This is a genomic window from Curtobacterium flaccumfaciens pv. betae (assembly GCF_026241855.1).
GTDB lineage: Bacteria > Actinomycetota > Actinomycetes > Actinomycetales > Microbacteriaceae > Curtobacterium > Curtobacterium flaccumfaciens.
The window spans coordinates 1,168,407-1,181,391 of sequence record NZ_JAPJDC010000001.1; the positions used below are offsets into that span (position 1 = coordinate 1,168,407).

At 71.4% G+C, this 12,985-nt stretch carries 14 protein-coding genes; 9 read left to right on the forward strand and 5 right to left on the reverse strand.

From position 1 onward, the window contains the following. Nucleotides 1–30 precede the first annotated feature (30 nt). Complete coding sequence (gene rpsO, locus ORG17_RS05510) at nucleotides 31–300, forward strand: 30S ribosomal protein S15 (protein WP_017885935.1); 270 nt, start codon at nucleotides 31–33, stop codon at nucleotides 298–300. A 370-nt stretch (nucleotides 301–670) separates the two neighbouring features. Beyond that, the gene (locus ORG17_RS05515) at nucleotides 671–1,288 is read left to right on the forward strand and encodes a CE1759 family FMN reductase (RefSeq protein ID WP_214526496.1); all 618 of its coding nucleotides are present in this window, start codon (nucleotides 671–673) and stop codon (nucleotides 1,286–1,288) included. Between the two features lie 18 nt (nucleotides 1,289–1,306). Here the strand turns inward: ORG17_RS05515 and ORG17_RS05520 are convergent, their stop codons facing one another. Then, entirely contained in the window at nucleotides 1,307–2,524 is a 1,218-nt protein-coding gene (locus ORG17_RS05520; RefSeq protein WP_214526495.1) for a coiled-coil domain-containing protein, read from the reverse strand. Nucleotides 2,525–2,805: 281 nt separating this feature from the next. On the opposite strand from ORG17_RS05520, the gene ORG17_RS05525 reads away from it, so the two are divergent. Further along, nucleotides 2,806–5,085: a polyribonucleotide nucleotidyltransferase gene (locus ORG17_RS05525; protein WP_214526494.1), complete on the forward strand. Its 2,280-nt coding sequence runs from the start codon at nucleotides 2,806–2,808 to the stop codon at nucleotides 5,083–5,085. Nucleotides 5,086–5,268: 183 nt separating this feature from the next. On the opposite strand, the gene ORG17_RS05530 is transcribed toward ORG17_RS05525, so the two are convergent. Both ORG17_RS05530 and ORG17_RS05535 read right to left on the reverse strand, forming a co-directional pair. Continuing rightward, the gene (locus ORG17_RS05530) at nucleotides 5,269–5,796 is read right to left on the reverse strand and encodes a YbhB/YbcL family Raf kinase inhibitor-like protein (RefSeq protein ID WP_111033188.1); all 528 of its coding nucleotides are present in this window, start codon (nucleotides 5,794–5,796) and stop codon (nucleotides 5,269–5,271) included. A 170-nt stretch (nucleotides 5,797–5,966) separates the two neighbouring features. Next, nucleotides 5,967–6,614: a TetR/AcrR family transcriptional regulator gene (locus tag ORG17_RS05535; RefSeq protein WP_071245004.1), complete on the reverse strand. Its 648-nt coding sequence runs from the start codon at nucleotides 6,612–6,614 to the stop codon at nucleotides 5,967–5,969. Nucleotides 6,615–6,866: 252 nt separating this feature from the next. Between ORG17_RS05535 and ORG17_RS05540 the strand changes: the two genes are divergently transcribed. Next, complete coding sequence (locus tag ORG17_RS05540; RefSeq protein WP_071245003.1) at nucleotides 6,867–8,201, forward strand: M16 family metallopeptidase; 1,335 nt, start codon at nucleotides 6,867–6,869, stop codon at nucleotides 8,199–8,201. An 8-nt stretch (nucleotides 8,202–8,209) separates the two neighbouring features. Continuing rightward, entirely contained in the window at nucleotides 8,210–8,812 is a 603-nt protein-coding gene (locus ORG17_RS05545) for a histidine phosphatase family protein (RefSeq protein ID WP_027464756.1), read from the forward strand. A 52-nt stretch (nucleotides 8,813–8,864) separates the two neighbouring features. On the opposite strand, the gene ORG17_RS05550 is transcribed toward ORG17_RS05545, so the two are convergent. Then, complete coding sequence (locus ORG17_RS05550; protein WP_214526493.1) at nucleotides 8,865–9,356, reverse strand: GNAT family N-acetyltransferase; 492 nt, start codon at nucleotides 9,354–9,356, stop codon at nucleotides 8,865–8,867. 23 nt (nucleotides 9,357–9,379) lie between these two features. On the opposite strand from ORG17_RS05550, the gene ORG17_RS05555 reads away from it, so the two are divergent. Beyond that, nucleotides 9,380–10,126, forward strand: coding sequence for a 4-hydroxy-tetrahydrodipicolinate reductase (locus tag ORG17_RS05555; RefSeq protein WP_250892194.1), 747 nt, complete (start codon nucleotides 9,380–9,382; stop codon nucleotides 10,124–10,126). Nucleotides 10,127–10,141: 15 nt separating this feature from the next. Next, nucleotides 10,142–10,606, forward strand: coding sequence for a tetratricopeptide repeat protein (locus tag ORG17_RS05560; protein ID WP_214526491.1), 465 nt, complete (start codon nucleotides 10,142–10,144; stop codon nucleotides 10,604–10,606). 18 nt (nucleotides 10,607–10,624) lie between these two features. On the opposite strand, the gene ORG17_RS05565 is transcribed toward ORG17_RS05560, so the two are convergent. Further along, nucleotides 10,625–11,539, reverse strand: coding sequence for a TIGR01777 family oxidoreductase (locus ORG17_RS05565; RefSeq protein ID WP_071245000.1), 915 nt, complete (start codon nucleotides 11,537–11,539; stop codon nucleotides 10,625–10,627). Between the two features lie 38 nt (nucleotides 11,540–11,577). Between ORG17_RS05565 and ORG17_RS05570 the strand changes: the two genes are divergently transcribed. Together ORG17_RS05570 and ORG17_RS05575 are read left to right on the forward strand one after the other, a co-directional pair. Continuing rightward, a complete protein-coding gene (locus ORG17_RS05570; protein ID WP_111057452.1) occupies nucleotides 11,578–12,408 on the forward strand; it encodes a thymidylate synthase in 831 nt (276 codons plus the stop codon). Continuing rightward, the gene (locus tag ORG17_RS05575) at nucleotides 12,408–12,893 is read left to right on the forward strand and encodes a dihydrofolate reductase (RefSeq protein WP_111057451.1); all 486 of its coding nucleotides are present in this window, start codon (nucleotides 12,408–12,410) and stop codon (nucleotides 12,891–12,893) included. The genes ORG17_RS05570 and ORG17_RS05575 overlap by 1 nt, the downstream gene beginning before the upstream one ends. Nucleotides 12,894–12,985 lie beyond the last annotated feature (92 nt).

Below are 12,985 nucleotides of genomic sequence, written 5' to 3' on the forward strand. Positions count from 1 at the left end.
CACCGCGCAACGGACAGGAAGGGGATCACCATGGCACTTGACGCACAGGTCAAGCAGGAGATCATCGAAGAGTACGCGACCCACCCGGGCGACACCGGATCCCCCGAGGTCCAGGTCGCCGTTCTGACGCGTCGTATCAACGACCTGAACGAGCACCTCAAGGAGCACAAGCACGACCACCACTCGCGTCGTGGCCTGCTCCTCATGGTCGGTCAGCGTCGCCGTCTCCTCGGCTACCTCTCCGACGTCGACATCGCCCGCTACCGCACGCTCATCGAGCGCCTCGGCCTGCGTCGCTAGTCGACCGACACACGCTTGACCGAACGCCCCGGACCTCTTCGTGAGGACCGGGGCGTTCGTCGTTCCCGGGGCGGTCGACGCTCGACGGGGCACCGCTCCCACCGCGCTCCGTCCTCGGTCGGTCACGACGCCGGTCGCGAGGTCGGCCACGAGGTCGGCCACGCGGCTGGTCACGACACGTCGCCCGCGCTCGTCCCGCGGTCACGATTCGTCGGCCAGCGCGGTCCCAGTCGACACTTCATGACCGCTCCGCTGTCAGCGCGCGGGGAGTCGTGACCGATCGGCACGCCGCTCGACGGCGGGAATGGTTGTGGCGGTGACCCGGTTGGATGCTATGTTCATGCAAACGCATCGAAAGTCGGGAAGCATCATGACCACCATCGCCGTCGTCTCCGCCGGACTCTCCGAGCCCAGCTCCACCCGCCTGCTCGCCGACCGTCTGGGCGAGGCCGCCGTGGCGTCGCTCGTCGCCGAGGGCACCCCGGCACACGTCGTGCACGTCGAACTCCGGCCGCTCGCGCACGAGATCACCGACGCGATGCTCACCGGCTTCGCTGCCCCGGCGCTCTCCGCAGCGATGGCCGCCGTGGTCGAGGCCGACGCCGTCGTGTTCGTCACGCCGATCTTCACCGCGGGCGTCAGCGGACTGGCGAAGTCGTTCCTGGACGTGCTCGACAAGGACTCGATGGCCGACATGCCCGTCCTGCTCGGTGCCACCGGCGGGACCTCGCGCCACTCGCTCGCGATCGACCACGCCCTGCGGCCCGTCTTCGCGTACCTGCGCGCGGCGATCGTGCCCACCGGGGTCTTCGCCGCGACCGACGACTGGGGGACCGACGGTGACGCGGCCGCCCTGGAAGGTCGCATCCGCCGGGCCGGAGCCGACCTGGCCTGGGCGATCCGGGCCTCCAGGCGGGCCCCGCAGGAAGCCGACGCGCTCCCCGCGACCCCGGACTTCGCGAGCCTGCTCGGCGGCCTCGGCCACTGACCGCGGTCGACCCCTGGCTCAGTACCAGTGCGGGTTGACGCTCATCTCGTGACCCCACGCCCCGCAGGGTGAGCCGTAGGCGCTCTTGATGTACGCGAGCCCCCAGTCGATCTGCGTGTTCGCGTTGGTGCGCCAGTCGGCTCCGGCGACCGCCATCTTCTCGGCCGGGAGCGACTGCGGGATGCCGTAGGCGCCGCTCGAGGAGTTCAGGGCGTTCGCCCGCCACCCGGACTCCTGCGTCCAGAGCGACACCAGGCACGAGAACTGGTCGGAGCCCCACCCGTACGACCCGAGCGCGCTCCGTGCGTAGGCCTGTGCGGCCGCGGGGTCCACGGCGACGCCCCCGGTGCTCGGGTAGGACGAGCCGGTGCCGCCGCTGGTCGCGCCGCCGCTGGAAGCGCTGCTGCCGGCGTTCGCGGCGTTCGTGTTCGCCGCCGCCTCGGCCGCCGCCGCTGCGGCCCGCTTGCGCTGCTGCTCCGCCTTCTGCGCGGCGACCCGCTGGCCGAGCTCGTACCCGGCCTCCTGCTTCGCGGTGCTGTCCTTGAGCGACGCGAGCTGCGCGTACAGCTCGTCGCTGTGCTGTTCCGTCGACTCGACGGCGGCATCCGCCGCCTGTTCCGCCGACTTCGCCGCGGCCGAGCGTTCCTCGGCCGCCTGCGCGCGCGTCGCGCGTTCCGTCTCGGCCCGCTCGGCCTGCTCGTGCAGCGACGACGCCGTGCCGGCCGCGACGGACGCCTCGTCCATGACACCGGACCAGGTCTCCGACAGCTGGTCGAGCGCGCCGAGCTGGTAGAGCAGCTGGTCCGGGTCCTTCGCGGTCGCGATGCGGGTGGTCATCTGGTTCGTGCTGCCGTCGCGGTACAGGTTCGCGGCCAACTGGCCGGCCCGCTGCTGGGCCCGGTCCGCCGTCTCGCTCGCGTGCTGCGCCTGGGCCTGGAGGCTCGTGGCGGCCTGGGTGGCCGACGCCAACTCCGACTCGGCCGCGTCCGCCTTCGACGAGGCCACCAGGGCGGCCTGTGACTTCGCGGCTGCTTCGTCCTGCGCCGACTGCAGCGCGGCCTGCACCTTCTGCACCTCGGCGCGCTTCGCGGTCTCGTTGCCCTTGGCGCGCTGGACGTCCTGCCACGTGGGGTACTCGGTGGCGTTCGCGGGGGCTGCGGTCAGGGCCGGGGCGACGAGCGCGCCGACGACCACGGCGGCCGCGACGAGCACGCCCCGCGAGGGGGTGAAGCGCATGTGGGCAGGCTACCGATGTTCACCAGGAGTCCAGCGAGCCGCGCCGCCGACAGCCTGAGGACTGGTAAAGTCCATCCTGTCCGAGGACTCATTCCCCGGACGTCACACACAACACTGCGCAGGCCGGGCACGGAGCTGGTCATCGGTGGTGGCTCGCGGGCCGGAACGGTTTCCCGAGTGCTTCTACTGCTGGCCAGACATGCGTCCGGAACGATCGGCGCGCACGCACCATCGAGTGCCGTCGCCATGGCCTGCCGGAAACACATCAAGGAGGCGCCCTTTTGGAGGGTCCCGAGATCAAGTTCGCCGAAGCCGTCATCGACAACGGCAAGTACGGCAAGCGCACCGTCCGGTTCGAGACCGGTCGGCTCGCACAGCAGGCCCAGGGCGCGGTCGCCGCGTACCTGGACGAGGAAACGATGCTCCTCTCGGCCACCAGCGCCGGCAAGCACCCGCGTGAGGGCTTCGACTTCTTCCCGCTGACCGTCGACGTCGAGGAACGCTCCTACGCCGCCGGCAAGATCCCCGGTTCGTTCTTCCGTCGTGAAGGCCGCCCGTCGACCGAGGCCATCCTCGTGTGCCGTCTCATCGACCGGCCGCTGCGTCCGTCGTTCGTCGACGGCCTCCGCAACGAGGTGCAGATCGTCATCACCGTCCTGAGCATCGCTCCGGACGAGTTCTACGACGCGCTGGCGATCAACGCCGCGTCCGCGTCGACGCAGATCTCCGGTCTGCCGTTCTCCGGCCCGATCGCCGGTGTGCGCCTCGCGCTCATCGGTGACCAGTGGGTCGCGTTCCCGAAGGCCTCGCAGCTCGCCGACGCCGTGTTCGACCTGACCGTCGCCGGTCGTGTCGTCACGGACGAGGCCGGCAACGAGGACGTCGCGATCATGATGGTCGAGGCCGAAGCCACCGAGCACGCCTGGGACCTCATCCAGGGCGGGGCCACCAAGCCCGACGAGGCCATCGTCGCCCAGGGTCTCGAGGCGGCGAAGCCGTTCCTCAAGTCCCTCGTCGACGCGCAGGCCAAGCTCGCCACGCAGTCGGCCAAGGAGATCCAGGACTTCCCGGTCTTCCCGCCCTACGCGCCCGAGGTCTACTCGGCTGTCGAGGCACTCGCGCTCTCCGAGCTCGGCGACGTCTACAAGATCGCTGCCAAGACCGAGCGTCAGGACGCCGACGACGCGCTCAAGTCGCGCGTCAAGGCCGCCATCGCGGAGCAGGTCACCGCGGGCTCGCTGCCCGAGGTCGCCAACTCGCAGGTCAGCGCCGCCTACAAGTCGGTCACGAAGAAGGTCGTCCGCGGCCGCATCCTGACCGAGCAGATCCGCATGGACGGCCGCGGCCTCGCCGACATCCGTCCGCTCGACGCCGAGGTCGCCGTGATCCCGCGCGTCCACGGTTCGGCGATCTTCCAGCGCGGCGAGACGCAGATCCTCGGCGTCACCACGCTGAACATGCTCAAGATGGAGCAGCAGATCGACTCGCTGTCGCCCGTCACGAAGAAGCGCTACCTGCACCACTACAACTTCCCGCCCTACTCGACCGGTGAGACCGGCCGTGTGGGTTCGCCGAAGCGTCGCGAGATCGGGCACGGCTTCCTCGCCGAGCGCGCCCTCGTGCCGGTGCTGCCGTCGCGCGACGAGTTCCCCTACGCCATCCGTCAGGTCTCCGAAGCGCTCAGCTCCAACGGCTCGACCTCGATGGGTTCCGTCTGCGCCTCGACCCTCTCGCTGCTCAACGCCGGTGTGCCCCTCAAGGCCCCGGTCGCCGGCATCGCGATGGGCCTGGTCTCCGACACCGTCGACGGTCAGACCCGCTACGCGGCCCTGACCGACATCCTCGGCGCGGAAGACGCCCTCGGCGACATGGACTTCAAGGTCGCCGGTACCTCGGAGTTCGTCACCGCGATCCAGCTCGACACCAAGCTCGACGGCATCCCGTCGACGGTGCTCGACGCGGCGCTCAAGCAGGCCAAGGAGGCCCGCTCGGCCATCCTCGGTGTGCTGAACGAGGCCATCGACGCCCCCGACGAGATGGCGGACACCGCTCCTCGCGTCATCTCGGTGCAGATCCCCGTCGACAAGATCGGCGAGCTGATCGGCCCGAAGGGCAAGACGATCAACGGCATCCAGGACACCACCGGTGCCGACATCTCGATCGAGGACAACGGCACCGTCTACATCGGCGCCGTCGACGGTCCGTCGGCCGAGGCCGCTCGTGCCCAGGTCAACGCGATCGCCAACCCGACCAACCCGGAGATCGGGGACCAGTTCCTCGGCACCGTCGTGAAGATCGCCACCTTCGGCGCCTTCGTGTCGCTGCTCCCGGGCCGTGACGGTCTGCTCCACGTCTCCGAGGTGCGCAAGCTCGCCGGTGGCAAGCGTGTCGAGAACGTCGAGGACGTCCTGGGCGTCGGCCAGAAGGTCCTGGTCGAGGTCACCAAGGTGGACGACCGCGGCAAGCTGTCGCTCGCGCCGGTCGTGGCCGACGAGACCGAGGGTGACTCCACCTCGGCCGAGACGGTCCGCGCCCACGCCGAGGACCCGGCCGAGGGCTGATCCTCCTCCGCGTCCTGACGCACGAACGGCCGCCGTCCCTTCCGGGGCGGCGGCCGTTCGCCGTTGCGGGGCGTGTGTGCGTGTTGGCCGCGCGTGCTTTCGCGGCCGGCGACACCTCACGGGCACGGCGCCGCGTGAACTGTCGCTGTGCGCGAAAGACCGCCGCGCCGTGCCACGTGCCGGTCAGGCCGCGGGGGTCTCCTGCGTGCCCATGAGCTGCGCGCGCCCGAGCAGGTGCCCACGGAGCATGAAGCCCACGACCGCGGGGGTCGCGTCGGCGGGGACCTCGAGCACGGGGACGTCGAGGGCGCTCAGCGTGAAGAAGTAGCGGTGCACACCGTGACCCGCGGGCGGAGCGGCCCCGAGGAACGTGTCCGTGCCGAACTCGTTGCGGCGACGGAGCGCCTCGGCGGGCAGCAGGGCGTCATCGGTACCGGCGCCGGCGGGGAGCGAGGTCGCCGAGCCCGGGATGTCGGTCAGGCTCCAGTGCCAGAAGCCGGAGCCGGTCGGGGCATCGGGGTCGTAGACGGTCAGGACGAAGCTCTTCGTGCCCTCGGGTGCGTCCGACCACTCGAGTGCGGGGGAGCGGTCCTCACCGCCGACGTCGGAGCCGCGTGCCGAGGTGGGCAGCTCGCCTCCGTCGGTGAAGTCGGGGCTCGTCAGGGTGAAGGACGGGACGTCGGGCAGGTTCCAGTTGGGGTCGTTGGCCATGCCCCAAGCCAACACCCGCCGGCTCGGGCTGCGCTCGGTGCGCGCGCGGGGCTGTGGGAGTTCGCACGCGACGGCCTGGAGGCACGGTGCGGGCCCGTCACGGGCCTCCCGTCCGATGGCGGTCGCCTCGACCGCCCCGCCGGAGCGACAGCGTCGGCGACAGCCGGGCGTCAGCCCGCGAGCACCCGGTCGACCACGCGGTTGAGCGCAGCGGTGGCGGCGATCGCGTCACCGGCGTACGCGCCGGCCATCGCACCGTCGCGCGCGAGCATGAGCTCGTCGGCACCGTCCCCGGGAAGGGGATGTCCGGCCTCCTGCAGCAGGGTCGCCAGTCGTTCGGTGTACCAGTCGCGGTGCACGGCGACGACCTGGCGGACCGGGTCGCGCGGGTCGTGGTACTCGGCGGCGGCGTGCAGGAACGCACAGCCGCGGAACGCCGGGTCGTTGACGTCGTCGGCCAGTGCGGCGACCCACGCACGGACGGCCCGGTCGGGGGAGCCGGCGTCGGCGATCAGCTGCTCCATCCGCTCCTGCACGCGCTCGTGCTGGGTGCGGATGTAGGCGAGGATCAGGTTGTCCTTCGACCCGTAGTGCTTGTAGAACGTCGCCTTCGTGACGCTCGCCTCGGAGATGAGGCGGTCGACGCCGACGCCGTGGATGCCCTCTTCGTAGAAGAGCCGCGTGGCGGTCTCGAGGACGCGGACCTTCGCGCCGCCGGAGCGGGGAGTCGGGGGGACGCTCGACCCGTCCGGCGACGCGAGGTTCGTGCTCGGGCCGGGGAGACGCTGGACGGCCGGTTGGGGGGAATCGACCGTCACAGCGTGTACTCCTCGGACTCATCGGCTCCGCGACCGGAGTGGGGGGGACTCGGTGGTCGCGCAGGACTGATGTCCCGAGCCGCCGGATCGGAACTTAGGGGGGCTTTCGATCCGGCGTGGCCAACAGTAGCACAAGGAGGACAGACAGACGAGTCGGTCTGTCCACATTTTCTGTACCCCACTTCGAGTGGCACGCGACCGAGACCGGGAAACTGGGCAGGAGGCATCGACGGATCAGTAGGCTCGTCTGCGATGAACCAGCCAGTGCCACTGCCGCTCGGGGCCCCGGACACGTCGTTCCTGACGTCCGGCGGGGCCTTCGTCCGTCGCACCGTGCTGCCCTCGGGTGTCCGTGTGCTGACCGAGGCGGTGCCGGGTGCCGCGTCGACGAGCATCGGGTTCTGGGTCGGCGTCGGTTCGCGTGACGAGCGCGACGGGCAGTTCGGGTCGACCCACTTCCTCGAACACCTGCTCTTCAAGGGCACCGAGACCCGATCGGCGCTCGACATCGCCATCGCGTTCGACTCGGTCGGCGGTGAGCACAACGCTGCGACCGCCAAGGAGTACACCTGCTACTACGCACGGGTCCGGGACACCGACGTCCCGATGGCCGTGAACGTCATCGGTGACATGGTCACCGGCTCGGTGCTCGAACCAGACGCCTTCGCCGTCGAGCGCGGGGTCATCCTCGAAGAACTCGCGATGGCCGCCGACGACCCGGCCGACGTCGCGGGCGAGGCGTTCTTCGCCGCGGCCTTCGGTGGACACCCCCTCGGCCGTCCCATCGGCGGGACCCCGGACAGCATCCGTGCAGTCCAGCGCGACGAGGTGCTGGCCCACTACCGCGAGCACTACGCACCGAACGGCATCGTCGTGACCGCCGCCGGTGCCGTCGACCACGACCGGTTCTGCGAACTCGTCGCCGGCGTCTTCCACGACGCCCCCGATGCCGAGCCGCTGCCACGCCGCACGCCCGAGACCGTGGCCGACCCGGTCGAGGCGAAGCTGTCCGTGGTGCACCGCCCGACCGAGCAGGTCAGCATGCTCCGCGGCTCGCAGGGCCTCGACCTGCGCGACGACCGCCGTCCCTCGCTCAGCGTCCTGAACGCCGTGCTCGGTGGCGGCATGAGCTCGCGCCTGTTCCAGGAGGTCCGCGAGCGCCGCGGTCTGGCCTACGCGGTGTCGTCGTTCGCCCCCGCGTACCTGGACAACGGCGCCTTCGGTGTCTACGCCGGGTGCGCGCCGGACAACGTCGCCGGAGTCATCGACATCGTCGACGCCGAGTTCCGCCGGATGGTCGACCACGGCATCACCGACGACGAGCTCCGACGAGCCAAGGGCCAGATCGAGGGCGCGCTGACGCTCTCGCTCGAGGACTCCGACGCCCGCATGACCCGGCTCGGCCGTTCCGAGCTCGGCACCGGCGAGTACACCGACCTGTCGACGGCGCTCGAGCGTGTCGACGGTGTCACGACCGACGGCGTGCTCGAACTCGCGCGCGACCTGCTGACCCGGCCGACGATCACCTCGGTCGTCGGTGCCGTGCAGCAGGACGAACTCGCCGCGGCCATCGGGATCGGCAGCTGAGCACGGACATGTCGCACTACCTGTACCTCGTCCGGCACGGCGAACACCAGGACGCCGAACACGGCCTGCGGGACGGCAAGCTCTCCGAACGCGGCAAGCGTCAGGCGACCCTGATCGCGGACCGTCTCGGCGGCGTGCCCTTCGACGGCGTGTACCACTCGCCGCTCGAGGCCCCCAGTGAGACCGCCGCGTTCCTGTCGCAGCGGCTGCCGTCGATCCAGCCCGAGCCCTCGACCCTGCTGTTCGACTGCATCCCCTCGGGCCCGACCCCGGACATGCCGCACGCCTACCAGGGCTGGTACGGCGGCATCACCGAAGAGGAGATCGTCGCCGGGCAGGCCCAGATGGGCGACGCCGTGTCGGAGTGGTTCACCCCGGCGCGCGAGGACCGGCACGACCTGCTGATCACCCACAACGCCGTGATCGGCTGGTTCGTGCGTGAGGCGTTCCAGGCCCCCGAGTGGCGCTGGATGGGCACGAACGTCGCCCACACCGCGCTCACGATCATCCGGATCCGGTCGGCGAAGCCCGCCGAGGTCGTCACGCTGAACGACCTGGCCCACCTGCCGGTGGAGCTGCGCACGGGCCTGCCGGTCGACCAGCCCGTCTAGCGGCTGTCCGTCCGGTCCGCGGCGGCGGGGCGGACGGGAGGCCCGTGGCGGCTCAGACGATCGGCTTGCGGTACCAGGCGGTGGCGTTCGGGTTGTCGTTGAACGGCTCGACCCGCTGGTACCCGCGGCCGCGGTACATCGCGCCCGCCGCCACGAGCGAGTCGTTCGTGTCGAGGACGATGCTCGTCGCACCCAGGTCGGCCCCGGCCCGCTCGAGCAGGTCCATCACGGCCGTCGCCACGCCCGTGCCGCGCCCGGCCGGCGCCACGAAGACGTGCTTGACCTCGAACCGGACGTCGACGGCACCGGTCGCGTCGACCTCGTCCGCGATCCGACGGAGGCCGCCACAGCCGACCGCGACGCCGTCGTGGTACGCCACGGCGAACACCCCGTTCGGCGGCGTGAACTCGGCTGCGGGGGTGCGCTTCCGCGAGTACGTGCCCTGCGCGCTCGGGAACGTCGCCTCGCGCTCGTCCAGGTACGCATCGAGCAGCGCGTCGACCTCGGGCAGATCGGCCGGCACGGTCCTGACCTCGACTGACATGCGTCGATCCTAGGATGGACCGCATGGTCACTCCCGTCGCCGTCGTCGGCGCCACCGGTCGTCTCGGGGGCCTCGTGGCGTCCGTCGTCGAGGAAATCCCGGAGTTCGAGCTCGTCGCCCGCCTGTCGTCGAAGGACGGCGCGCACGAGGCGCCGCCGTCGGTCTTCGGCGGCGCGGCCCTGGTGGTCGACGTGACGGTGCCGTCGCTCAGCCCGGCGATCGTGGAGAACGCCCTCTCGAGCGGCGCGAACGTGCTCGTCGGCACCTCCGGCTGGTCGCTCGACCGGCTCGCCAAGCTCCGCACCGGGCTGCAGGAACGCCCGGACCAGGGGGTGCTCGTGGTCCCGAACTTCTCGATCGGCTCCGTGCTCGGCACGCACCTGGCGACGATCGCGGCCCCGTGGTTCCCCGCCGCCGAGATCGTCGAGACCCACCACGCCGGCAAGATCGACTCGCCCTCGGGCACCGCGGTGCGCACCGCCGAGCTGATGGCCGACGCGCGGCGCGAGGTCGGTCCCGTGGACGCCCCGCACGTCGACCAGCGCGCCCGCGGCCAGCAGGTCGCCAGCGTGCCCATCCACTCGCTCCGGCTCCCCGGGGTGAAGGCCGTGCAGGACGTGGTGCTGAGCGGCCCCGGCGAGACGCTGACGATCCGGCACGACACCAACGACGACGTCGCCTACGTCGCGGGCATCCGTGCGGCGCTGGCGAACGTGGTGTCGGCGCGGGGCCTCACCGTGGGCCTCGGCAGCGTCCTCGGGATCGGCTGAGGCGTCATGGGTCGGATGGAGCGGGCCGGACGCACGATCCGCTCGCCGTTCTGGGGTGCGGCGCTGATGGCGGTGCTGCTCGCCCTGTACATCGTGCTCGTCGGGCAGCGCGCCGTGGCCTTCATCGCCACCGGGATCCCGATCGGCATCGGCATCGGCGTCGCGCTGTTCGTCGTCGCCGCGATCGGGGCGCTCCTGCTCGTGCTCGAGTTCCGCTTCGGCATCCGCATCACCCGGCTCGGCGCACGGCTCGAGGCCGAGGGCGGCACCCCGGACGACGTCGTCCCGGTGCGGGCGTCGGGCCGGCCGATCCGCGACGCCGCCGACGAGCTGTTCCCGCGGTACCGCGACGCGGTCGAGCAGGACCCCGCCGACTGGCGTGGCTGGTACCGGCTCGGCGTGGTCTACGACGCCGCCGGTGACCGCAAGCGTGCACGATCGGCGATGCGCACAGCCCTGGCGCGCGCCGCCGACCGCTGACCCCGGGCCGGAGGCGGATCAGAAGACGGCGTCGATGGCGTCCGCCGCCTGCGTGTACCGGAACGTGTAGCCGGACTCGAGCAGCTTCGTCGGGACCATCCGCTGGCTCGACAGGAGCATGTCGTCGGCGGCGTCCCGCAGCGCCAGGCGCAGGGCGAACTCGGGGATCCGGAAGAGGTACGGGCGGTGCAGGACCTCGGCGACGTGCTTCGTGATGCGGTCGGCGACGACGGGCTCAGGACCCGCCAGGTTCACCGGGCCGGAGACGTCCGGGGCCGCGGTCGCCAGGTGCACGATCGCGCCCACCTCGTCCTCGAGCGCGATCCACGGCCAGTGCTGGCCACCGGTGCCCAGCCGGCTGCCGACGCCGAGCTTGGTCAGCGGGACGAGCGGCGCGAGCGCACCGCCGCCCTTGCCGATGACGATGCCGGTACGGAGCGTGACGACGCGGACCCCGGCGGGAGCGGCGTTCGCGGCGGCCTCCCACGCGGTGCAGACGTCGGCGAGGAATCCCGTGCCCGGGGCGGCGTCGTCCTGCAGCACGTCGGCCGGGCGGTCGCCGTACACACCCGAGGCCGAGCCCGACAGGAACAGGGCCGGGGGAGTGGCGGCGTGCCGCATCGCCTCGACCAGGGTGTCGGTGGCGTCGATGCGCGAGCTGCGGATCTCCCTGCGGTAGGCGTCCGTCCACGGCAGCTTGCCGATGTTCGCACCGGCCAGGTTGATCACCACGTCGGCGCCGTCGAGGATCGCCGGGTCGAGCGGACGCCGCCCCGGCGCCCAGCGGAACTCGGTCGCGGTGCGCGCTTCGCGGCGGACGAGCGTGGTGACGTGGTGCCCCGCCTCGCGCAGGGCGCGGACGAGGGGCGTTCCGATGAACCCGGACGAGCCGGCCACCAGGATCGAGAGCGGTTGTTCCGTCGTGTCGGGCATGCCCGCAACGCTACTCACACCGACGTAGGCTTCTGTGTGTGACCGACAGCGAGACCGTACAGCCCGACGCCTCCGTCCCGACCCCCTACGAAGACCTGCTCCGCCGGGTCCTGACCGAGGGCTCGCCGAAGGGTGACCGCACCGGCACCGGCACCCGCAGCCTGTTCGGCGCGCAGCTCCGCTACGACCTGTCGAAGGGGTTCCCCCTCGTCAGCACGAAGCGCGTGCACTTCAAGTCGGTCGCGTACGAGCTCCTCTGGTTCCTGCGCGGCGAGGGCAACGCGACCTGGCTGCAGGAGCACGGTGTCCGGATCTGGAACGAGTGGGCGGACGCCGACGGCGACCTCGGCCCGGTGTACGGCGTGCAGTGGCGCTCATGGCCCACCCCCTCGGGTGAGCACGTCGACCAGATCGCCCAGGTCATCGACCAGATCACGACCAACCCGGACAGCCGCCGGCTCATCGTCTCGGCGTGGAACGTCGCCGACGTGCCGGACATGGCGCTCGCCCCGTGCCACGCGTTCTTCCAGTTCTTCGTCAACGACGGCAAGCTCTCGTGCCAGCTCTACCAGCGGAGCGCCGACATGTTCCTCGGCGTCCCGTTCAACATCGCCTCGTACGCGCTGCTGACCCACATGATCGCGGCGCAGACCGGACTCGAGGTCGGCGACTTCGTCTGGACCGGCGGCGACTGCCACATCTACGACAACCACGTCGAACAGGTCGAGGAGCAGCTGTCCCGCACGGCGTACCCGATGCCGACGCTCGAACTCGCACCGCGCGACTCGATCGACGACTACGAGTACGAGGACTTCACCGTCGTCGGCTACGAGCACCACCCGGCGATCAAGGCCGCGGTCGCCGTCTGATGATCGGCATGGTCTGGGCCCGCTCGACCACCGGTGTCATCGGTGCCGACGGCGGCATGCCCTGGCACGTGCCCGAAGACCTGGCGCACTTCAAGCAGGTCACCGGCGACGCGACCGTGCTGATGGGCCGACGCACCTGGGAGTCCCTGCCCGAGCGCTTCCGGCCGCTGCCCGGTCGCCGCAACGTCGTGCTCACCCGGGACACGACGTGGACGGCCGACGGCGCCGAGGTCGTGCACGACCTGCACGCCGCCCTCGACACCGACGAGACCGTCTGGGTCATCGGCGGCGGCCAGGTGTACGACGCCGCACTCGACGCGGCCGACCACGTCTCCGAGACCCTGATCGACGTCGACGTCGTCGGCGACACCGTCGCACCCACGCTCGGCGAGGCTGCCGGCTGGACGCTCGCCGACGAGGGCCCCTGGCAGGAGTCCCGCACGGGCACCCGCTACCGGTTCCTGGAGTGGCAGCGCCGCGCCTGAGTGCCCGGTGTCGCCGGGCGTGACCGGCGGGACGGACGTGATCCGGGCCTCCCGGCCGCGCCGCAGGCGGTCCACCGTCCACACGGACGGCG